The organism is Actinosynnema sp. NPDC020468 (assembly GCF_040642015.1).
GTDB lineage: Bacteria > Actinomycetota > Actinomycetes > Mycobacteriales > Pseudonocardiaceae > Actinosynnema.
In genome coordinates this window covers 1-22836 of record NZ_JBFAEO010000011.1, presented here as the reverse complement: position 1 = coordinate 22836, position 22836 = coordinate 1, and the positions used below count along the sequence as shown (strand labels likewise).

General features: G+C 73.6%; 8 protein-coding genes. 3 read left to right on the top strand and 5 right to left on the bottom strand.

Annotated elements, in window-relative coordinates:
• The first annotated feature begins 133 nt into the window (after positions 1–133).
• The 3 genes from AB0G50_RS10755 (at position 134) to AB0G50_RS10745 (ending at position 5601) form a co-directional block, all read left to right on the top strand.
• The gene (locus AB0G50_RS10755) at positions 134–2728 is read left to right on the top strand and encodes an exo 1,3/1,4-beta-D-glucan glucohydrolase (protein WP_360105098.1); all 2595 of its coding nucleotides are present in this window, start codon (positions 134–136) and stop codon (positions 2726–2728) included.
• A gap of 73 nt (positions 2729–2801) precedes the next feature.
• The gene (locus AB0G50_RS10750; RefSeq protein WP_360105094.1) at positions 2802–3668 is read left to right on the top strand and encodes a GNAT family N-acetyltransferase; all 867 of its coding nucleotides are present in this window, start codon (positions 2802–2804) and stop codon (positions 3666–3668) included.
• Complete coding sequence (locus AB0G50_RS10745) at positions 3658–5601, top strand: hypothetical protein (RefSeq protein WP_360105090.1); 1944 nt, start codon at positions 3658–3660, stop codon at positions 5599–5601. Before AB0G50_RS10750 ends, AB0G50_RS10745 begins: the two co-directional genes overlap by 11 nt.
• 106 nt (positions 5602–5707) lie before the next feature.
• On the opposite strand, the gene AB0G50_RS10740 is transcribed toward AB0G50_RS10745, so the two are convergent.
• The 5 genes from AB0G50_RS10740 to AB0G50_RS10720 form a co-directional block, all read right to left on the bottom strand.
• Positions 5708–6139, bottom strand: coding sequence for a hypothetical protein (locus AB0G50_RS10740; protein ID WP_360105087.1), 432 nt, complete (start codon positions 6137–6139; stop codon positions 5708–5710).
• 95 nt (positions 6140–6234) lie between these two features.
• The gene (locus AB0G50_RS10735) at positions 6235–10614 is read right to left on the bottom strand and encodes a ricin-type beta-trefoil lectin domain protein (RefSeq protein ID WP_360105084.1); all 4380 of its coding nucleotides are present in this window, start codon (positions 10612–10614) and stop codon (positions 6235–6237) included.
• Positions 10611–11135: a hypothetical protein gene (locus tag AB0G50_RS10730; RefSeq protein ID WP_360105081.1), complete on the bottom strand. Its 525-nt coding sequence runs from the start codon at positions 11133–11135 to the stop codon at positions 10611–10613. The genes AB0G50_RS10735 and AB0G50_RS10730 overlap by 4 nt, the downstream gene beginning before the upstream one ends.
• Positions 11119–19947 carry a LamG-like jellyroll fold domain-containing protein gene (locus AB0G50_RS10725; RefSeq protein ID WP_360105078.1) on the bottom strand — a complete coding sequence of 2943 codons (8829 nt, stop codon included), beginning with the start codon at positions 19945–19947 and terminating at the stop codon, positions 11119–11121. The genes AB0G50_RS10730 and AB0G50_RS10725 overlap by 17 nt, the downstream gene beginning before the upstream one ends.
• 88 nt (positions 19948–20035) lie before the next feature.
• A complete protein-coding gene (locus AB0G50_RS10720; protein ID WP_360105075.1) occupies positions 20036–22738 on the bottom strand; it encodes a BTAD domain-containing putative transcriptional regulator in 2703 nt (900 codons plus the stop codon).
• Between the last annotated feature and the right edge of the window lie 98 nt (positions 22739–22836).

Here is a 22836-nt window from a genome sequence, read left to right as displayed (position 1 = left end):
GGAGCACGACTTCGTGGTGCCGCCGTTCGTCCTAACACCTGCGGGGGAGCGCTCCCACCGCGATCTTGACCAGGTCTTGGTGAGTTCGTGAAGATCGGCGCGTGCCGCCGCACGCCGAGGAACGGACTTGCCGATGTCACGCAGACACCTGGGTGCCGTGCTCGCCGCGGTGCTCGCCGCCGGGCTCATCAGCGCCGGCGCCCACGCCTCCCCGGGGCAACCGGCGGTGGGCGAGCCGCGCACCGAGAACGGGTGTGCCCGGATCGAGAAGTCGCTGCCGGTGCTGTCCGACTGGCCGCGGGTGCACAGCCGCGTCGAGTCGAGCGCGGCCGACGAGCGGAGGATCCGGAAGATCCTCGGCTCGTTGACGCTCGCCGAGAAGGTCGGCCAGATGACCCAGGCCGAGATCTCCGCGATCACGCCCGACGAGGTGCGCGCGTACGGGATCGGCTCGGTCCTCAACAGCGGCGGATCGTGGCCGGGCAAGGACAAGTACGCCACGCCCGCCGCGTGGCTCGACCTCGCCGACGCCTACTGGGCCGCGTCCACCTCCTCGCGCACCGGCATCCCGGCGCTCTGGGGCACCGGCGCGGTGCACGGGCACAACAACGTTTACGGCGCCACGATCTTCCCGCACAACATCGGCCTGGGCGCGGCGCACGACCCGTGCCTGGTGCGCGAGGTCGGCCAGGCCACCGCGACCCAACTCCGCGTCACGGGCCAGGACTGGACGTTCGCGCCCGGGTTGGCGGTGCCCCAGGACGACCGCTGGGGCGACACCTACCAGGGTTACTCCGAGGACCCGCGGATCACCCGCGCGTACGGCTACGAGGCCGTGAAGGGCCTTCAGGGCGCGGACCGGCGACGGGTCGGCGTGCTGGCCACGGCCAAGCACTTCGTCGGCGACGGCGGCACCACCGGCGGCCGGGACCAGGGCGTGACGCCGGCCTCGGCGGCCGAGCTGATCAACACGCACGGCCAGGGCTACTACGGCGCGCTGGCGGCGGGCGCGCAAACCGTGATGGTGTCGTTCGGCAGCTGGACGAACGCGGAGGTCGACGAGGGCAAGCTGCACGGCAGCAAGGCCGTGCTGACCGACGTCCTCAAGGGCAAGATCGGCTTCGACGGCCTGGTGCTCTCGGAGTGGAACGGCATCGCGCAGGTGCCGGGGTGCTCGAACTACTCGTGCCCGCGGGCGATCAACGCGGGTGTCGACGTGGTCATGGCGCCGACCGACTGGAAGGCGTTCATCGCCAACACGGTCGCCGACGTCGAGCAGGGCCGGATCCCGATCGCGCGCGTGGACGACGCGGTGACCCGGATCCTGCGCGTGAAGCTGCGCGCCGGCGTGCTCGACGGTCGCAAGCCCTCGGCCCGGCCGAACGCCGGCTCCGCGCCGGCGTTGCGGGCGCGGGAGTTGGCCCGCAAGGCGGTGCGCGAGTCCCAGGTGCTGCTGAAGAACAACGGCGGCGTGCTGCCGCTGTCGGCGCGGTCGCGGGTGCTGGTGGTCGGCAAGAGCGCGGACAGCCTGGCGAACCAGACCGGCGGGTGGACCTCGTCGTGGCAGGGCACCGGGAACACCAACGCGGACTTCCCGAACGGCACCACGGTGCTCGGCGGGCTGCGCGAGGCGCTGGGCGCGGCGAACGTGGTGTTCAGCGAGGCGGGCGAGGTGGACCCGGCCGGGTTCGACGCGGTGATCGCGGTGCTCGGCGAGACGCCGTACGCGGACGGCAACGGCGACCTGGGCAAGCGCAGCCTGGAGGCGGCGCTGCTCCAGCCGCAGGACCTGGCCGTGCTGGACAAGGTCCGGGGGCGCGGCGCGCCGGTCGTGACGGTGTACCTGTCCGGAAGGCCGTTGTACGTCAACAAGGAGCTGAACCGCTCGGACGCGTTCGTGGCGTCGTGGTTGCCCGGCACCGAGGGCGGCGGCGTCGCGGACCTGCTGGTGCGCGGGCGACACACCTACCCGGGCTTCACCGGTCGGCTGTCGTACTCGTGGCCGCGCGCCGCCTGCCACACCCCGCTCAACCCCGGCCAGGACGGCTACGACCCGCTGTTCAAGGCGGGCTACGGGCTGACGTCGTGGCAGCGCACCACGCTCGGGCAGCTGGACGAGACGTCCGAGGCCCGGTGCGGTGACGACGGCGGCGGCACGGCGACCGAGGACCTGGGGCTGTTCGCGGGCAAGGCGGTCGCGCCGTACCGGGGCTACATCTCCTCGCCCGACAACTGGGACGGCACCGAGTTCGGCCCGGACGGCACCGCGGCGCACAGCACGATCGCCGTCGCGCCGGGACAGGTGGACGCGCCGAGCGACGCGGTGCGCGGCACGTGGACGGGCACGGGTCCGGGCCAGTTCTACTTCGCGGACCCGGCAGGCGGCACGGACCGGCGCGGCTACCTCAACGCGAACTCGGCCGTGGTGTTCGACGTGGTGGTGCACCGGCCACCGGCCGGCCGGACCGCGTTGAGCGCGCACTGCGGTTGGCCGTGCCTGGCGGAGGTCGACCTCACCAAGGTGTTCACCGGCCTGCCGGTCGGGCAGAAGTCGACCGTGAAGATCCCGATCTCCTGCCTGGCCGCCGCGGGCCTGGACCTGGAGAAGGTCAACATCCCGTTCCTGCTCTTCGCCGACAGCCCGTTCCAGGCGTCGTTCGCGAACGTCCGCTGGGTGCCGAGGGCGGCGGGCGACCCGGACGCGAAGACCTGCGCGGACCTGGGGTAGCCGCCGGGTGCGGGACCTTCCCGGTCCCGCACCCGGTCGCCGGTCGCCCGGCGCCGGACGACAATCCGGGGTCATGACGACCTCGCCGTCCGACGACCTCGCGCCGCGGGACGCCGCCGCGTACGCCGAGTGGTTCGCCCGCCTCGCCGACCCCGTCCGGATCCGCCTGCTGCACCTCGTGGCCGGCCGACCGGACGGGATCGCGGTCGACGCGCTCGCCGGAGTGCTCGGCGTGAGCCCGTCGACGTGCGCCCACCACCTGGACGCGCTCGCCGGTCTCCTGCTGCGGCGCGGTGACCGGGTGTCGGTCGACCCCGCCGGCCGCACCGCGCTGCCGCTCGCCGACGTCCTCCTGGGCACCGCGGCCCGGCGCTCCCCCGTCGGCCCGTCGACCGAGGTCGTCGTGCGCGCCCTGGCCGAACCCGACTGGGCCGACGTGCTCCGCGTCCACGTCGAGGGCATCGCGACGGGCCACGCCACCTTCGACACCGACACGCCCGGCCGGGCCGTGCTGGACGCCCGGTGGCTCGCCGACCACCGCTGGGTGGCGGAGGTCGACGGCCGGGTGGTCGGCTGGGCCGCCGCGAGCCCCGTCTCGGCCCGCGAGTGCTACTCGGGCGTCGCCGAGACGTCCGTCTACGTCGGCGAGGGCGCGCGTGGCCGCGGTGTGGGCCGGGCGCTGCTGCACCGGCAGGTCACCGCGGCGGACGACGGCGGCCTGTGGACGCTGCAAACCGCGATCTTCCCGGAGAACCGCGCGAGCGTCGCCCTGCACCACGCCGCCGGGTTCCGCACCGTGGGACTGCGCGAGCGCGTCGCGCGACACCGCGGCGCCTGGCGCGACACCGTGCTGCTCGAACGCCGGTCCGCGGCCGGAAACCCGTCATTGCACGGAGAGCGGACCGGCGGGGCTCGCCACACTCCCACCGGTGAGCGATGACGACGAAGTGCCCGCCGAGCTGCGCCTGCTCCCGGTCGACAACAGCGCCCGGGGCACGTTCACCGGTGTCCAGGCCGGCACGATCCACGGCGGCGTGCGGGTCGGGGTGGACCGGAGGCCCGAACTGGTGGTGCTGCGGGCCACCCAGGCCGAGCTGGACGACGTGCGGCAGCGGTTCGAGCCGCCCGGCGGGTACGCCACGGCGCGCCGGATCCTCGACACGCGCGGCGTGGTGGTGCTCACCGGACCCGGCACCGGGCGGTCGCACACCGCGCGGCGGCTGCTGGTCGACGTGGGCGCGACCGACGTGGTCGAGGCCAACCGGGAGCGGTCGCTGGGCTCGTTCGACGGGCTGCGCGCCGGCACCGGGTACGTGTGGGACGTGCGGGAGTCGGCGCGCGAGCCGTTCGACCGGGCCGGGTTCGAGCGGGTGGTCCGGCTGGTCCGGGGTGTCGGCTGCCACCTGGTGATCGTGCTCGACTCCGCCGCGCAGGCGCCCGGCGAGGCGGCCGACCACCTCGTGCCGCTGACCGCGCCGCCCGCGCACGAGGTGGCGCTGGCGCAGTTGCGCCGGCGGTGCCCGAACGGGGTCGCCGAGCCCGAGCGGATCCTGTTGACCGGGCTCGACCTGGAGGACAAGGCGTCGCCGGAGAAGGCCGTGCGGGCGGCGGAACTGGCCGTGCGGGTGCACGAGGGTCTCGCGGTCGAGGACGCGCTCGCCGAGTTGCGCGAACACGTCGAGCAGGCCGTGGACCGGCACCTCGCGGAGCGCACCGACCTGGAGTTCGCGCTGTCGTTCGCCGTGGCGCTGCTGGAGCACCAGCCCTACGACGAGGTGGTGCGGTGGGCGCTGCGGCTGGACGACGCGCTGCGCCGGGAGGAGAGCGACGACGAGGCGCTGCGGCGGCGGGCGTTCGCGCTGTCCAAGAACCGGCTGCTGACCGCCGTGGCGGCGACCACGACCGTGCGCGACCACCCCCACCACCCCGGTTTGCGCGAGGAGACCGTCCACTTCACCCGGCAGGGCTGGGCGGGTGTGGTGCTGCGCAAGCTGTGGCGCGAGTACCCGCTCGCGCACGACGTGCTGTGGCGGTGGATGAGCGATCCCGCGATGACGGCCCGGTTCGCCGACGCCGTGCGGCACGCGCTGATCACGATCGTGACCGAGGTGCCGGCGCACCAACCGCTCCGGCTCCTGGACGACCTGGCGGGACGGGGCAAGGTGGCGCACCAGGCCCTCGCGGCGTCGGTGGTGGCCCGGCTGGACGAGCGGTACGGCGACCTCGTGTCGCGCGCGGTCGAGGCGTGGACCTCGGGCACCGCCTACCAGCAGACGACGGCGGTGTGGTTCAGCCTCCGGCTCTCGGAGTCCCGGCCGCTCGCCGAGTCGTTGCGCCGACTGGAACTCCTCGCCCGCTCCCGGAAGTTCACCCCGCGCAACGCGGTGGTCTTCGCGGTGCTGGAGCTGTTGACGGTCGAGGAGCACCGGACCCCGGTGCTGGAGGCCGTGCTGTCCTGGACGGTGAACCGCCGGCTGACCGACGTGGCCCTGCCGCTCGCGATGTACGTCACCGGCTACTACACCTACCCGACCTCGACCGACCTGGCCCGCACCCACCCGGAGCAGCTGAGGACCCTGGCGAACCGGGTGTTGACCGACCCGGAGTCCCGGTCGTACGCGGTGGAGTGCCTCACCGCGTTGGCGGACGAGGCGCACCTGAGGGACACGTACGCCAAGCAGCTCGTCCACCTGGCGGACCTGCTGACTCCGACGTCCGGGTGGCTGGGCAGGCGCCGGGCGGTGACCCGACTCGACCCGGCCACGGCCGCGGACCGCGCCGCGCTGCACCGGGTGTTCCGGGTGGCGGCCCGACTCCGGGAATCCCGGCCCGCGACCGGGCTTGACGGGACCACGCCCGCTCCCCGATCCTGAGCCGGCGGAGGGGAGTACCCGCCCGGTTCGTGATCGTCAACGCGGTCGCTCGACAGCGGCCCGGTCACGACGTCGTCGCCCGTCGACGACCGGGGAGACCTCTGGTTCAGTCGAACCGGGGGTCGTCCATGCGCTCGTTCGCCACCGTCGTCCTGCTCGTGGTCCTGGCGGCGCTCGGGAGTCCCGTGCCGACCGCCGGCGCCCGCGCAGCCTCGCCCTCCCGCGGCACGACGTCTTCCCGCACCACAACGCCTTCCGGCGCCGGCACGTCCTTCAGCGGCACCGCGGCCGGCCCCACCACCGCGTCCCCCACCACAGCGCCTTCCCCCACCAGCGCGACCTCCTCCGCCGGCGCGTCCTTGAGCAGCACCGCGTTCAGCGGCAACGGCGCGTCCTCGAGCAGTACCGCGTTCGGCCTCGACACCGCGTCCTTCAGCGGCACGACGGCCCAGCCCGGCGCGCCGGACCCGGTCGCCTCGTCGCACCACCTCGCGACCACGGCCGCCGACACCGCGGTGGCCGAGGCGCTCGCCGCCATCGGCGGCACCATGCGCCACTGGGCCGCCACCGGTCGGTGAGCCTCCACCCACCCCGGCGCGGGTGGGTGGAGGCCGAACCCCGGTCGTACCGGGGTCAGCTCGCGCGCAGCGGCACCGACCAGCGCTGCTGCGGGGTGCCCACGCAGTCCCACAGCTGGATCTTCGTGCCGTCGGCGGTGGCGCCCGCCTGCACGTCCACGCAGCGCGTCGACTGCACGTTCACCACCGTGCCGTCCGGCCGGACGGACCACTGCTGGCTCAAACCGTTGTGGCAGTTGTACACCCCGACCGCTGTGCCGTTGACCACGTTGCCGATGTCCAGGCACGTGCCGATGGTGCGGATCGTGCCGTCGTTCAGGCCGAGGTAGGTCTCGCCGACCGGCCCGAAACACGTCCACAGCCACACCACGCCGTTGGCCGGGTTCTCCCCCTTCACGTCGGCGCACTTGCCGCCGACGCCGACCAGCGTGCCGGTCCACAGCGTCATCGCGCCGAGCCGCCACAGCTGGAGCGGCGTGCCCGTGCAGTCCTGCACGGTGTAGGCCGCGCCGTTGGTGCCCGAGGCGGCGGTCAGGCAGCGGCCGGAGGCGCCGTTGACCACGGTGCCCTCGGGGCGGACCGACCACTGCTGGGTCTGGGCCGCCGTGCAGTCGGCCAACGACACCGCGCTGCCGGCCGCCGTGCCCGCGACGTCCAGGCACCGGCCCGAGGACGCGAGCCGGCCGTCACCGACCGCGGACCACCACTGCGCCGCGCTGCCGTTGCAGTCCCACGGACCGACCTTCTTGGTCCGCGCGTCGTTGTTGTACACGTCCAGGCACTTGCCCGTCGCGCCGTAGAACGCGCCGAACCGGCCGTGCTGGTCCGGCACCCGCCACACCTGGCTCGCCGAGCCCGCGCAGTCCTGGATCCGCAGGCCCGCGCCGCGCTCGGTGGTGGCCGGGGTGAGGCAGCGGCCCGACCGGTTGTTGACGATCGCCCCGCCCGGCCGCACGGTCCACTGCTGCGGGTTCTCCGTGGTGCAGCCCTGGAACAGCACGACCGTGCCCGCCGCCGTGCCGCCGTTCTCGGCGCCGAGGCACCGGCCGAGGTTGGTGATCCGGCCGTCGTCGGTGAACGTCCAGCGCTGGTTGGGGAACAGGTTGCAGTCCCACATCTGCGGCTGGGTCACGGCCGGGTCGTAGCCGGGCACGTCGAGGCAGCGGTTGTCCACGCCGATCACCTCGCCGGTGCGCACGGACGTGTTCCGCTTGATCCGCACGTTGCGGAACTTGACCGGCGCGCTGGACCCGGTGTTCTGCAACCCGACGTACCCGTTGTCGTGCACCCGGTTCGGGTCGGTGATCGCGTACTGGTTGACCTGCTGCCCGTTGAGCACCACGGTGACCGAGTTCCACGCCACGGTGATCTCGTAGGTGTTCCACTGCCCCACCGGTTTCGCGGCCGCGACGTCGGCCTGGCGCCCCGGCACCACGGCACCGGTGGACAGCGGCGAGATCTGCACCTGCACGCCGTTGTCGGCGGGCGCGGTGGGTGAACCGCCGGGATCGCCGAACAGCAGGAACACGCCCGAGTCCGACGACGCGCCGGTGGCCTGCCAGTCCAGCTTGAGCGTGTAGTCCGCGCCGACGGTGTGCGCCGCGTACCACGTCACGTCGCGCCCGGTGGTCGTCGTCAGCTCGCACCCGTCCGCGCGCAGCGCCGCGGTGCCCGCGACCCGCCAGCCGGCCAGGTTCGACTCCAGCCTGCCGTCGAACGCGCTGGTGTAGCCGGTGTCCCCGACCGGGCTCGCGCACGTGCCGGCACCGACCTTCGCGCCGCCGACGAAGTAGCCCTGGGCGTCCAGCGTCACGGTCGCGTCGCCGCGCTCGTTGCGCACCGCCACCCGGCCGCTCGCGCCGAGCGGGGTGAACGTGGTGGTGGACAGGCGTTCCCGCTGCTTCGTGGCGAACGCCGTGGCCGCCGATGTGCCGATCTCGGCCGCCGACACGGACAGCTCGGTGCCCAGCCGGTCGTCGCGGGCCGACGGCATCAGCACCGCCGCCGTGGCGTCGACCGGGATGCCCGCCGCGCCGGTCACCTGGAACGTCGCGGTTTCGCCCTGGCTCAGCGGTGTGGTCCGACCACCGGTCCCGGTCGCCGTGTCGGCGATCCGGGTCGCCTCGGTCAGCGGCACGTACCGCGCGCCCGCGCCCGGCGCGAACCAGCCCACCACGTCGAGCATGGCCTGCACCTGACCGCCCGCGTTGCGCAGCCGGATGTCACCGTCCTCGCCGATCGCCACGATCGCCAGGTTGGACCGGCGTTCGTTGCGGTTGACGTTGAGCGACGTGCCGGTGTTGTCCTGCGCGTAGAGGCCGAACGCGCTGCCGGTGGTCGACTCCGCGGCGGTCAGGTTCACCACGACGGCCGAGGCGTTGTCCGGGATCCCGTTGGCGCCACGGGCTTTCACCCGGTAGACCTCGTTCGGCGCGAGCGGGGTGGCGCGCGGGCTGCCGTTGTAGCCGCGGGTGTCGAGCACCCGGACCGGGTCGGGGTTGGCGAAGTAGGTCGAGCCGCTCGACGGGCTGAAGTAGCCGAGCAGGTCGACGTTGTCGAACACGTTGCCCGGTCCCGCCCTCAGCCGGATCGCGCGATCCCGCCCGACGGCGGCCACCACGAGCGTGGAGACGAACCCGCCGCCCGGCCGCACCCGCACGGTGGCCGCCTGGGAGGTCGACGTCGCCGGGTCCTCCGGGAACACGTCGAGGCCGCTGTCCACGTCGGGACCGGCGCCCGGGTCGGTGCGCACGGCGAGGTTGAAGGCGACCGCCGTGGTGTCGTTGGGGATGTTCGGGATCGGCAGCGTGAACACCTCGTTCGGCGCGAACGCCTTCCCCTGGAGCGGCAACGACTTCGTGAACGCGGTGTAGCCGGACCCGGTGACCGCCGGGACGGTGTCCGGGGTGCCGAGCGCCAGCACGCCGTTGCCCCAGTCGTTGTCGGACCGGTGCGGGTTCGCCCTGGTCTGCAACGCGGTCTGGATCTGCGAGGCGTCCAGCGCCGGGTTCGCCGACTTCAGCACGGCCGCCGCGCCCGCCACGTGGGCGGCCGCCGCCGAGGTGCCGGCGAAGCCCTGCGGGCCGTAGGTGGTCGTGGTCACCTTGTCGAACGCGGTCAGGTCCGGCTTGAGCCGGCCGTCGATCGTCGGTCCACGCCCGCTGTACCGCTCGACCGCGCCGCTGCCGGGCCGCGTCGCGCCCACCGCGATGGCGTACGGCGAGGTCGCGGGTTCGGTGACGCTGCCGGCGGCCGTGGTGAACTGCAACGGGTTGTCGTCCGGCACCGCGGCGAACAGGTCGAACCGGGTGGTGAACCGCGCGGTGTTGTTCTTCACGAACAGGTAGTAGGCCTTCGCGCCGGCCGAGGTGTTGGTGAACGTCACCTCCTCGGTCGGCCGTCCGCCGCCCACCACGTCGCGCTGGTTGTTCACCGAGGAGGCGACGATCAGCGGGTCCGTCGGCCCGGTCGGCGCCTTCGCCTGCGCCATCACGTAGACGTCGAGGTCCTCGGTCGACGTCGGCCAGGCGTCCCAGCGCAACCCGATGGTCGCGGTCTTCCCCGCGCCCAGGTTGAACCCGTTGTTCTGCGCCGTGCCGCTGAACTCCACGAACCCGTCGCCGTTGGCGTCCGCCGCCGAGCCCGAGAAGTGGCCCTGCGCCAGGTTCCCGGCCGCGATCGACCACAGCACGCCGGCCTGCCGGGCCTGCCGCACCACGTCGTTCGGCCCGCCCGCCTCGCCGGTGCCGTCGCCGCGACCCGAGGTGAGGAACCCGAGGGCGGCGGTGATCACCTGGACGCCCTGCGCGCGCAACCAGTCCGTGGCCGGACCGAAGTCCAACGGCCCGTCGATGCACGCCAGGAACAGCTTCGCGTCCGGCGCGACGTCGTGCACGACCTCGGCGACCGCGGTGCCGTGGTCCTCGTTCTTGGTCACGTCGTGGCAGCCGGTGTTGCTCACCGTCGCGTCGGCGGGCAGGTCGCCCTCGCCCTGCGCCTCGTCCAGCCGGGAGAACCCGACGTCGATCACGCCGACCTTGACGCCCGCGCCCTTCTTGCCGTCCCGGATCCACGCGTCCGCGCCGGACGCGGAGACGCCCTCCGACGTCACCGCCATCGGCACCGCGCGCTCCGGCCGCCGGATGTCCACAATGGACCTGTCGGCAGCCAGCGACGCCGCCCTGTCCTCGGGAACCGCCACCTGGGCGCGGTCGCCGAGCGCGGCGGTCACCTCGCCGCCGAGGCCCGCGACCACCTCCTTCACCCGGTCGCCGCGCACCTCCAGCAGCACCCGGCCGCGTTTGTCCTTGGCCACCAGCTCCTTGTGGTGCAACGGTGGTTCCGGTCTGGGCTGGGCGCTCGCCGGTGTCCCGACACCGGACACCGCAAGCGCGACCCCCGCGGTCAGCGCGACCGCACGTCGCAGTGCTCTCATCTGACGTCCACTTCCTCGATCGGGTCGAACCGGGGTCGACGGCCGCGAACGCGGTCGTCGAAGAACTCGTGACGCCACCGCCCGGTGAGCACGTCCAGCAGGAACCCGGTCGCCGGACCGGGGTGCGCGCCCCAGCGGGCGAAGTCGTCGTCGGCGACCACGACCGGCCAGCGGTTCGGGTCGGCGTCGGTGGTGAGCCAGCACAGGGTGTGCGCGGACGTGGTGGAACCCCACGGCAGCAGCCCGCCCGGCTCCGGGTGCACGGGGTGCGGCAGGTCGTCGCGCTCCCGCAACAACTCCAGCGTCCCGGCCAGCTCGACCCCGAAGGGCGACCAGCCGGTCGACCGGGGCACCGGCGAGTAGACCGCGAGGAACGAGCCGAAGTAGCCGGTCGGGAACTCCGCCGCCAACGCCTTGACGTCGTCGGGCAGCCGCCGTCCCACCACGTCCTCGATCGGGTCCCACGCCGAGCCGACGTCGACCGGACCGCGCCACCCGGTCACCTCAAGGAGTCGCCGCACACGCGGGTCGGTTGCCATCCTTCTTCCCTCCCGGATATCCGTTGGGCACGTGCGGGTTCAGGATCACCGCGTCGCACCGGAAACCGGCGCTGGTCCGCGCGTGCAGGTCGACCTCGTAGGGGATCGCGTCGCCCGGTGTGCGGTACCGGGCCTCGACCCGGTAGTACAGCCGCGCGCCACCGGTCACCGACAGCGCGATCTCCCGCTCCACCATCCGCATGTCGGTTTCGTTGACGTCCTTGTCCAGCGGCACCAGGTTGTCCCGGAGGTTGCTGCCGCCGAACTGGTGCCCGATCAGGTGACTGCGGTCGTGGACGCCGGACACGTAGCCGACCGGGTCCTCCATCTTCTTGCGGTTCGCCTCGGTCAACTCGCTGACGCACGCCGTGCCGGCCGTCGCCCGCAGGGCCGGCAGCCCGTCGCCCTTGCCCTCGTACGGCCCGGAGTAGCCGACGATCTTCTCCATCGGGTCGTTGCCGACGATCTTGCCGGTGCTCGCGAAGCAGTCCTCCGCGTCGTCGGCGAACGGGTCGTCCGCGATCTCGCCCTTGGCCCGCGACGGGTCGGGCAGCAGGCCGATCAGGTCCTGGAAGGCCGAGATCACCTGACCCGCGTTGTCCACCAACGCCCTGCTGACCTTGGTCGCGAGGTCCACGAAGGTGTCGGTGAGGTCGAGGATCCGGGTCAGCGGACCGGTCGGGTCGTAGGTCGGCGGCACCGGCAGCAGGTCCGAGCCCTGCGGCGGCCGGGGCAACGGCCGCCCGATGTCGACCACCCAGCGCGGCGGGGGCGGCGGGGTCGGCTTGGCGCGCGGCGGCACGGGCCGGTGGCCGCCCGACCCGCCCGGCCCGCGCCCGGTCGGACCGCCGCGGTCGCAGCCGTGCACGAAGTACCGGCAGTCGCCGATCCGGATGGGCTCCTCGTTGCCGCCCTCCCAGTAGTACGGGTTCGTCCACTCCTTGCCCGGGCAGTAGTGGCCGTTGGAGTCCTTGAGCTGGTCGCCGCAGCCGGCCCGGGTGGCGGGCGCGTTGCAGATCATCTGGTTGACGACGGTGCCGAGGATCGAGCCCGCCTTGGCCAGCCGGCGTGCCCACTTGCTCGCCGGGTTGTACCGACCGCCGACGCCGCCCAGGTCGCAGACGTCGCTGATCCAGTCGTGACCGCTCGGGTCGCTCACCCCGACCGGGTCGCCGACGCCGTAGGAGTACCGGTTCGCCGCCGACGACGGCGTGGGGTCCAGCGTCCAGTCGTCCCGACCGGCGAACGCGCCCGCGCCCGGTCGGTACCAGCGCGCGGTCATGTTCACCGCGCCGGTGTCCGCGTCGGTCCAGTCGCCCTGGAAGCCGACGGACGCGGTGTCGCCGGAGGCGGAGGTCACCGCGCCGAACGGATCGAACTCGCGGGTTCCGTCCACCGTGTTGCTCAGGTACCGCGCCGTCACGTCGCCGTGCCGGTCGGCGAAGAGCATCCGGGCCACGCCGGAACCCTTGTCCGACAACGCGGTCCCGTCCGGCAGCCGGCTGATCGACCGGGCGCCGTCGGAGATCGCCTCGTTCGACCGGCCGGAGTACTGGAACGCCTGGCCGTTGCGGTCCGCCACCCGGTCCAGCGAGTCGTAGCGGTAGGTGCCCTGGCCGTTGACGGTCATCCGGTCGAACGCGTCGAACTTCGTGGTGGACGTGGACCCGGCGCGGGTGGTCGAGGAGAGCGTGCCGCGGTCGGTGTAGGTGTAGGTCGCGCCGTCGCCGGACACCAACCGGTTGCGGTCGTCGTAGGTGAAGGTCTTGTCCCCCACCGAGGTCCGGTTGCCCGCGCCGTCCCACCCGTAGGCGGTCGTGGTGGTGCCCCGGGTCCACGAGGTGAGCCGACCCGCGCCGTCGTAGCCGTAGGTGTTGGCGGCCGCGTTCGTGGTCTTGGCGGTGACCTTGTCGTCCAGGTCGTAGCCGTAGTCGACGCCGACCAGCGTCCGCGGCGGCACGCCCACGTCCACGGTTTGGGTGAGCCGGTCGGTTGTCGTGCGCCCCAGCTCGTCGTAGGTGATGGTGCGCGAGGTCTTCGCGGCGACCACCCGGTCCGCGACGGTCGACAACCGCCCGGCCGCGTCGTAGCCGTAGTCGACCGAGCGACCGGTCAGCGGGTCCTTGACGGTGGCCAGGCGTCCCGCCGCGTCGTAGCCGAAGGTCGCGGCACCGGTGGCGTCGGTGCGGCCGACCAGGGCGCCGTCGCCGTCGTACCGGAACGTCGACTCGCCGCCCGCGCCGTGCGTTTCCAGCAGGTTGCCGCGGTCGTCGTAGCGGTAGGTGCTGTCACCGCGTGGTCCGCCGACCTTGTTCAGCCGTCCGGCGGCGTCGTAGCCGAACGTCCGGTCGGCCGTCGCCACCTCCGCGCCGGATCCTCTGTGGACGGTCGGCCGGTCCTGCTCGTCGTAGTCGGTGGTCGTGGTGACGCCGCCGGGCTTGACCTCCCGCACCGCCCGACCCGCCGCGTCGTAGCCCGTGGTGAAGGCGGCGTTGCCGGGTTCGACCACCGATTCCGGTTGACCCCAGGGCGTGTAGGTGTACGTCGTCACGTGCCCGTCGCCGTCCACGAACCGGCTGCGGTTGCCCAGCTTGTCGTACCCGGTGGCCGTGGTGATCGCGTGCGTGGCGTCGAGCTTCTCCACCTGCTGCACCACGCGGCCCAGTTCGTCGCGGCCGTAGGCGACCTGCCTGCCCTGCGCGCTGGTGGTGGCGACCACGTCGCCCATGCCGTCGTACGCGGTGGTGGAGAAGCGCTTCTCCTGACCGCCCACCACCTGCGCCGAGCGCACCGCCCGGCCCGCGAGGTCGTACCCGGTCGTGGTGGTGATGCCCGCCGGGTCGGTGACGCTCGCCGGGCGGCCCGCGATGTCGTAGCCGTAGGTCGTGGCCCGGGCGGTGGCGTCGGTGGTGGACACCTGCTCCCCCACCGCGTTGTAGGCCGCGGTGGTGGTGTGCTGCGCCGGGCTGGTCACCGACACCGGGTTGCCCGCGTCGTCGTAGGCCGTCGTGGTGGTGAAGTACGCCGTCGAGCCCGAGGAGTGGTCGACCCGGGTGGAGGTGACCTCGCGGCCGAGGTCGTCGTAGGTGGACCGGGTTTCGGCGCCGCCGGGCGCGGTGCGCGCCAGGATCTCGCCCGCCTTGTCGTAGTGCACCTCGACCACGCTCGGCGTCGCGCCGACCTGGGGCAGCGTCACGGTGAGCACCCGCCCGTACGGGTCGAACGTGCGCCCGGTGACGTGGTTCAGCGCGTCGGTGGACTTCACCGCGTTGCCCGCGTGGTCGTACTCGGTGCGGCTGGTGGCGCCCTTGATGGTCGTGCCGCCCGGGGGCGTGTAGTCGGGCAGCACGCCCGCGACCACCCGGCCCAGCACGTCGCGCTGGGTGGTCGTGACGTCGCCCGCGCCGTCGCGGGACTGCGTGACCTCGCCGAAGGCGTTGTACCCCAGCGTTTCCGCCTGCCGGAACCCGGCGGTGCGGGTGCCCGCCACCCACACCTCCGCCGCCGGCGCGGTGGTGCGGACCAGAGCGTGCGCGGGGTCGTACTCGAAGTTCGTGGTGACCCCGCGCCGGTCGACGGTCGCGATCGGCAGGCCGCGCTCGTCGTAGGCCGCCGTCGAGGAGATCACCGTGGTGGCGTCGACGTAGGTGTCCTCACGGGTGTGGTTGCCCGCCGGGTCGTAGGTGTGGCTCGACTTCTCCACCCGGTTCGGGTCGGCCGCGCCGCGCAGCTCGACGGTCAGCGCGTTGCCGTCCGCGTCGTAGCGCGCGGTCGTGGTCCGCTTCACGCCGGTCGGGTCGACGGTGGTGGTCACCGCGTTGCCGGCCGGGTCGTAGGCGTGGGTGGTCCGACCGCCGCCCGCGCCGACCTGCTCGACCAGTTGGCCCGCCGCGTCGTAGGAACGCTGGTCCACCACCAGGTTCCCGCGCCGGGTGGTCGCGGGCAGGTCGTCGTCGTAGTAGGTGTACTTCGTCAGCCGGCCCATCGCGTCGGTGACGGACGCGAGCCGACCCGCCGGGTCGTAGGACCGGGCCTCCAGCGTCATCGTGGTGGCGGCGGGGTTCTCCGGGTTCACCCCGGCGCCGGACGCGACCCGGTTGAGCGGCTTGCCGAACTCGGTGTAGCGGGTGGTCCAGGTGGTGCCCCGGACGTCGGTGACCGCCTCGGTCAACCCGTTGTCCGCGTAGGAGGTCGTCTGCACGCCCCCGTCCGGGAACTCGACGCGCACCACCCGGTCGCCGCCGTCGTAGCCGTACTTCGTGGTGCGCGCGGTCTCACCGGGCGCGGTGTCGGCGAGCGTCCGCTCCAGGGTGTTGCCGTCCGCGTCGTAGCGGTAGGTCGTGACGAGGCTGTGCGTGACGCCGGTGACCGCGTTCGGCACCGCCGGTCCGGTGACCTTCGAGACCAGGCCCCGAGGCGTGTACTCGTAGGAGGTGGTGGCCAGGGCGGTGCCGCCCGCGTTGACCTCGGTGGCGCTCTTCTGCCGCCCCAGCAGGTCGTAGGCGTAGCGCAGGGTCAGGCCGGAGGGCGTGGTCACCTCGGCCAGGTCGCCGTTGGCCGCGTACCGGCGGGTGGTGGGTTGGCCGCGCCTTCCCGTGCTGCGCACCAGAAGTCCGGCCGGCACCTTGCCGCCGCCGACCGCGTCCTCCGCGCCGGTCGAGTACTCCGAGGTTTCGGTGGGCGCGGCCGTGAGCCCCTCGGGCGTCGGGTACTTCACACTGGTCGGACGGCCGAGCGCGTCGTAGGTGTAGGAGGTGCGGAAGCGGGTGTCGTCCGGACCGGTCGAGCGACCGTCCGAACTGGACTCCAGCCGGTCGCCGCGCGGGTCGAGGGCGCCCGCGGGCTTGACGTACGTGGCGTAGGTGGTGTTGCACGACCCGGCCGCGCGGCACGTCTTGACGCTCAGCACGTTGCCGCGCTCGTCGGTGGCGCGTTCGGTGCGGTGGCCGTTCTCGTCCACCGTGGCGAACGGGAAGCCCGCGGCGTTGTACTCGATCCGCGCGGTGGCGCCGTCGTGCGTGCGGTCGACCAGCCGGCCGCCGTTGTCGACGTCGAACGTGTAGGTCCAGTCGCCGTACCCGGCCGGACCGCGCAGCGTCGCCGTGCGCGTGGAGTCCCGCACCGCCGGGGTGTCCAGCGTCCAGGTCCGGCCGTCGTGGTCGGTCAGCGTGCGAACGCGGTCCTCCACGTCGTCGTAGGCCACGGTGGCGAACGTGCGGCCGTCCTGCGGCAGCGCGAGGCCGGTCAGCTCGTCGGTCGCCTTGGCCGCCGCGAAGTGCTGCCGCGCCGCGAGCGCGCCGAGCGGGTGCCGGTACAGCGCGACCTCGTCCACCGCGCCCTGGAAGTAGAAGTCGCCGTTGTTGGTGGCGGGCCAGTCCTTGCCGTTGCCGCCGCCGAGCGTGAGCCTGCCCTGGTGCGCGTGGTCGACGTACCCGGCGAGCGTGCCGGCCGCGACACCGTCCAGGTACAGGGTTTGGGTGTCGATCGCCGCGGTCAGCACGACGTGGTGCCAGCCGCCGTCGTCCACCTGCCTGCTGGTGACGACCTGGCGCGGCCCGGTGGCGTCCCGGCGGGCGAAACCGCCGTACAGCAGGCCGTCCGTGCCGACGTAGAGGATCGGGGTGGACTTCCCGGCCGCGGCGGGGAAGCTCTGGTCGGCGTAGCTCAGCAGGGTGCCCTGGGCGGTGGTCCTGAACCACAGCTCGACCGAGAGCGACATGGTGTCGGTGGTCAGGTCGTCGGGCAGCGTCACGTAGCTGGACGTGCCGTCGAAGGTGCCCGCCTTGTCCGACGTGCCGCCGAGCGCGCCGTCACCGCCGAGCACCACGCCGTGCTGCCGGCCCGCGTCCGCGCCGGGTCGGCGGGCCAGCGCGTTGGCCACCGTGTCACCGCTGGTTTCGCCGAGCCGCCAGTAGGCGTGCGGGTTGTCGTCGGCGACGGAGCTGCGGTAGTGCGACCCGGAGCGGTAGGTGTGCTGGGTGCACTGGTTCCCGGGCGCGCAGGCCTTGACGAGCTTGTCGCCGTCGTAGGTGTAGCTCCAGGTGAGCGGTGGGCCGCCGGTGTCGGGCGCGGGCGTCGACACCGACGCGACGTGCGCGCCCTGCCAGGTCAACCGCAGCGCGCGACCGCTGGAGGTGTTGGTGATCGTGGTGACGTGGTCGTTCGTGTCGTAGGCCAGCGTCTCGACCAGCCCGGCCGGGTCGGTGATCGCGGTCAGCCTGCCGAGCACGTCGAACGTCCACCGGCTCGCGGTCGCGTCCCGCAGCACGTAGGTGCCGTTGGGCTGGTAGACGAGGTCGGCGTTCTGGCCGAACGGCGGCGCGAAGCTCCCGTCGGGGTTGCGGCCGAACCGGGACTGCCTGCCGGTCGGGAAGGTGACCACGACGTTGTCCGTGCCGTCCTGGTCCTTGGCCAACCGCATGTCCACCCTGGACGACCAGCCGACGCCGAACGCGGTGTCCCGGCGCGGGTCCAGGCTGTTGTAGGTGCGGCCGATGGTCAGGTCCGGTCCGACGGTGTCCACCGAGGCGTCCGTGACGACCGTCGAGTAGTTGCCGATCTGCGGGTCGAGTCCGGGCGCGAGGTCGCCGCCGGGGCTGCCCGCGAGGTGCGAGGTGATCTCCGGCTGGTGCACGCGCGGGGTGAAGACCAGCCGCGCGCCGTCCTTGGCCGACACCCAGGACGGCGTGGCGTCGACGGTGTCGTAGACCTTCACGCCCCAGAAGTAGGCGCGGTTCCAGGACAACCCGGTGGGCGCCCAGGACTGGCCGGTCCACGGCGACTCCTGGCAGCCCTGACCGAGGTTCTCGTCCGCGCAGACCAGGAACTTGTAGGTCAACCCCTTGCCGGGCCAGTGGTCGTCGTCCACGCCCTCCGCGTACAGCGTCGGGGTGAGCGTCGGCACGATCGCCCCGCCGCCGGGTTGTTGCAGGTTCGACGTGGGCGGCGTGTTGCGGACCGTGATGTCGAACCGGCCGTAGGGCACCTGGTAGGCCACGAAGAAGTCCTGGCCCTGCGGGGTGAACATGGTCAGGAAGACCTGGTAGTCCCCCGGCGCGAGCGGGTCGATCGGCACGTCGAAGGCGACCTTCGCGCCGGGCGCGGCGTTCGCGGTCCACCCGGTGGCGGCGCGGATCTTCGTGCTGCCCTGGTTGACGATGTAGCCGAACTTGATCCCGCCGCCGGCCGTCCAGGCGGACGTGCCGAGGTTCGTGGCGTCGACCTTCAGCCGACCCGCGCGGCTCGCGCTGGGCAGCGTCACGTCGGTGACCTCGAACCGGACGCCCTCGGGGACGTAGCGGACCTCGAGGTAGGGCTGGTTCGGCGAGTGCGTCGAGCCGAACCGCATGCCGTTGCGGTCGGTTTCGTCGGAGGCCCGCAGCGCCAGGCCGTTGCCCATCGCGGCGCCGTGCGTCCAGTCGGTCAGCACGTTCTGGTCCAGCGCCAGCTTCTCCCACGCGGCGCCGGCGCAGGACGGCCCGCCGTGCGCGAAGGCCTTGGTGGACAACGATCTCCCGACGGCGGCGCCGGGCCAGCTCAGCGAGGCGCTCCACGGCTCGGTCACCTCGAACACCGACACCGACCGGGGCGCGCAGGTCGTGCTGTAGCCGGCTTCCACCACCAGCGCGCCGGCCAGCACGTACTGGTTGCGCACCGCGTTCAGGGCGTTGCCGAAGTGCAGGTAGCTGCGCGAGAGCCCGCCGTCGACGTAGCCGGTGCGCAGGTCGATCTCGCCGGGTTTGCCGGGCGCGCCCGGGGTCACGTAGGTGCTGTCGTCGGCGTTGAGGTTGCTCGTCGTGGGGTCGACCACGACCGGGAACGCGCGGGCCGGGTCGTGCAGCCAGGCCGGGTCGAGCGCCACCACGAGCCGCCACGCGTCGCCGTCGCGGGTGAGCCGGTAGGTCGTGTCGACGCGCCGACCACGGGCGTCCTGCGCGAACCCGCGCGGCACGACCGCGACGACCTGCGCGCCGTCGACCAGTTCGACCGCGCCGTCGGCGAGCCGCGGGGTGAGCCCGCGCGGGGTGAGGGTGAACGTGGTCTCGTTGCCGGCCGCCGCCGAGGTGAGCACGAGGTCTTCCTTGACCCCACCGGCGGTCGCGGTGAGCTTGACGTCCACAGAGGACAGTGCGTTCGGGTAGGTGGCGGTCGCGCCCGCGGTGGTGGCCTCGACGTCGGCCGCGCCGTCGAGCCGGTAGGACAGGCCGTGCCGGTCGTCGAAGGCGAGCCGGACCAGCTCGGGATCACGTGCGGCGCGGGCGAAACCGGTGTCGTTCGGCGCGGTGCGGGGTGCCCAGCGGCCGTCGCGGTCGGTCAGCGCCAGGTCGACCGGCTGCCAGTCGCCGCCTCCCTGCCGCACGTTCGCCGGGCCGGGGTGCACGCGCAGGGTGCGCGAGCCGTCGGGGTTGTCGAAGGTCTCGGTGGTGGCCGTGCGGTCCTGGGGTCGTTCCTTGGCCTTGGCGTCCAGCGCGGGCAGGTCGACCGGTTGCGCGACGGTCGGCTTGTCGTGCGGCTGCGCGGTGACGTCCGGCTGCGCGCCGACGGCGGCTTTCGCGACCTGGTCCGGCACCGCGCCCGGTGGCCGGGGTGTGTCGTGCGGTTGCGCGCCCAGCGCGGTCGAGGTCTCACCGGACGGGCTGTCCGGTGACACCCCTTCCGCCGTGCCGCTCTGCTGTCGCGGCGCGGAGACCGACGCGCCCGGCGGGAGTGGTGGCGCGGGCGGCGACTCCGAGGAGGCCGACCCGAGCACCAGCAGCACCACCACGACGGCGGCGCACAACCCACGCTGTCCCATCGCTGCACCCCCCCAAGCGACCGGACACGGGCGCGTCGGTCAGGGGAAATCCTGGGACGAGGAGGTTGGAGAAACATTGCGCCGCTGGTCAGAGCAGCTTGTCGGCCCGTTCCGCCTCGGCGTGCCTGCCCTGTTCGAGCAGCAGCTCGCGCACCTGCCGCAGCGTCGCGCGACCCGCCTCCCGCTCACCGGAGGCCAGTTGCGCCTCGCCGAGGTGCAGCAGCACGTCCGCCTCGTGCGCCGCGTCGCCGGACGCCCGGAACACCTCCAGCGCCTCCTGGCACAGCTCGACCGCCCGGGCGTGGTCGCCGGTGTTGGTCGCCACGAGGGCCAGCGTGTCGATCGCGCACGCGAGGCTGCTCAACGCGTTCAGCTCGCGGCACAGCGCCACCGCGTGCTCGGAGTGCTCGCGCGCCTGCTCGTTGCGGCCCAGCAGCGCGCTGTGCCAGCCGACCGCCACGTGCGCCTGGGCGATCTCGGTGCGGAACGTCGGCGCGGCCAGGTAGCGGTGCAGGGCCTTGGTCGAGTGCTCCAGCGCGGACTCCACGTCGCCGCGCTCCTCGAACGCCGCGCCGATGCCGTAGTGCACGTTGGCGTGCAGCACCGGGTCGCCGGACGCCTCGGCCAGCGCGAGCGCCCGGTGCAGGGACCGCATCGCGTCGTCGTGCCGGCCCAGGTGCGCGTAGGCGTCCGCGATCGACCGGTGCGCCAGCGTCACCGTGCGCGGGTCGTCGACGAGCCGTTCGGCCGAGGGCAGCCCGGTGAGCCAGAACGCCAACCGGTCCCGGTAGCGGCTCTTGCGCACGTGGAAGGTGGTGAGCGACCAGGCCAGCCGCCACGCGCGGTCGCCCGCGTGCTCCCGGACCGCGAGCAGCGCCGGGTGCTCCGCGGTGAACCACGCCACCGCCTCGGCCGGGTCCGGCAGCGGCACGACCGTCACACCCGGCGCGGCCGGCGCGAGGTCGATGTCCCGGCGGAGCGGGAAGAGCACCCGCTCGGCCCGGTAGGCGGTGTGCAGGTAGTGGTCGACCAGCCGGTCCAGCGCGGCCTCGGGTTCGGGCGCGGTCTGCTCGGCGGCGTAGAGCTTCACCAGGTCGTGCAGGCGGTAGCGGTCCTCGGCGCGGGAGACCAGGTGGGCGTGCTCCAGCTCGTCCAGCAGCGGTCGGACTCGCTCCGCCGGCACGCCCAGCAGCGAGGCGACGGCGGGCAGCGCGAGGTCCGGGCCCGGCACGAGGCCGAGCGCGGCGAACAGCGCGCGGGCGTCGGCGGACAGGGCGTTGAGCGACCACGACAGCACCGCGCGCAGGCTGACGTCCGCCTCGCCCGCGTCGACCGCGTCCAACCGGGCCTGCTCGTCGCGCAGCTCGTCGGCCAGCGCGGCCAGCGACAGCTCCGACTGGACGAGCGCGCGTGCCGCCACGATGCCCAGCGCGAGCGGCAGTCCGGCGCAGTAGTCGAGCACCGCGTCCACCGCGGCCGGTTCGGTGCGCACGCGCGCCTCGCCCAGGTGGCCGAGCAGCACGGCTTCCGCCTCCTCGCGGCTCAGCACGTCCAGCGCGAGCGGGTAGCCGCCGTGCCCGGACACCAGGCCCGCCAGGCGGTTGCGGCTCGTGACCAGGACCCGGCTCGGTCCGGCGCCGGGCAGCAGCGGCACGACCTGGGCGGTGTCGGACGCGTTGTCCAGCACGATCAGCACCCGGCGGCGGGCGAGTTCGGTGCGGTACAACGACGCCTGGGCGTCCACGTCGACCGGGACGGCCTCGGGCTCCACGCCCAGCGCCTCCAGGAAGCCCCGCAGCACGACCTCCGGCGCGACGGGTCCGGTCCGCGGGTCGAAACCGCGCAGGTTGGCGTAGAGCTGGCCGTCGGGGAAGGCGTCGAGCCGGTCGTGCGCCCAGCGCAGCGCGAGCCACGTCTTGCCGATGCCGCCGACACCCCCGATCGCCGAGATCACCGCCGTCGACCGGCCCCCGAGCACGTCGGTCAGCACGTCGAGCTCGGCCTGCCGCCCGGCGAACACGGTGGGCCGCGCGGGCAGTTGCCGCGGTCCGCCCGGGGTGGGCGCCGGCAGTTCGGCCCGCAGGATGCGCTCGTGCAACCGGGTCAGCTCGGGCCCGGGGTCCGCGCCGAGCTCGTCGGCGAGCACCCGGCGGGTCCGGTCGAAGTGCTCCATCGCCTCGGCCTGCCGCCCGCAGTGGTAGAGCGCGAGCATCAACTGGCCGGCGATCCGCTCGTCCCGGGGGTGCCGCGCGGCCAGGTCGACCACCTCGGCGAGGACCTCGGCGTGCGCACCCCGCCGCAACCGGATGTCCAGGTGGTCCACCACGGCGGTGTGCCGCGCGACGACCAGCGCGTGCCGCCGCCCGGCGAACCATGGCGACTCCATCCCGGCGAACGGCTCACCGCGCCACAGCTCGAGCGCGCCCCGGTACGCCCGCGCGGCCGCGACGTCGTCACCCGCCCGCCGCGCCTCGGCGAGCAGCGCCGCGAACCTCTCGGTGTCCACAGAGGACGGTCCGACCTCGACCAGGTACCGCCCACCCCGCCCGACGATCCCGACCCCGCGCAACACCGACCGCAACCGCGACACGTAACTCCGCACGGTGGTCACGGCCGTGCCGGGAGCCCGCTCCCCCCACACCCGGTCCACCAACTGGTCCACGGTGACCGGCCGCCCGACGTCCACCACCATGGCCGCCAACACCGCCCTCTGCCGCGCCGGCCCGAGGTCGACCACCACCCCGTCCACCCGCGCCCGCACTTCACCGAGCAGCTCGATCTCGACACCCACGCCCGAACCCCCTAGGCGGCCATCATCGCACCCTCCTCCGCGAACCCCGTCCGGACGCCCACGCCCCGCCGCCGCCCCCCCGCGGGGGCCGGGGGGGC

Coding starts and splice junctions, on each gene's coding strand:
- AB0G50_RS10735 (WP_360105084.1), bottom strand. CDS start 10,614: ATGAGAGCACTGCGACGTGCGGTCGCGCTGACCGCGGGGGTCGCGCTT.
- AB0G50_RS10755 (WP_360105098.1), top strand. CDS start 134: ATGTCACGCAGACACCTGGGTGCCGTGCTCGCCGCGGTGCTCGCCGCC.
- AB0G50_RS10725 (WP_360105078.1), bottom strand. CDS start 19,947: ATGGGACAGCGTGGGTTGTGCGCCGCCGTCGTGGTGGTGCTGCTGGTG.
- AB0G50_RS10740 (WP_360105087.1), bottom strand. CDS start 6,139: ATGGCGGCGAGCGCCTCGGCCACCGCGGTGTCGGCGGCCGTGGTCGCG.
- AB0G50_RS10750 (WP_360105094.1), top strand. CDS start 2,802: ATGACGACCTCGCCGTCCGACGACCTCGCGCCGCGGGACGCCGCCGCG.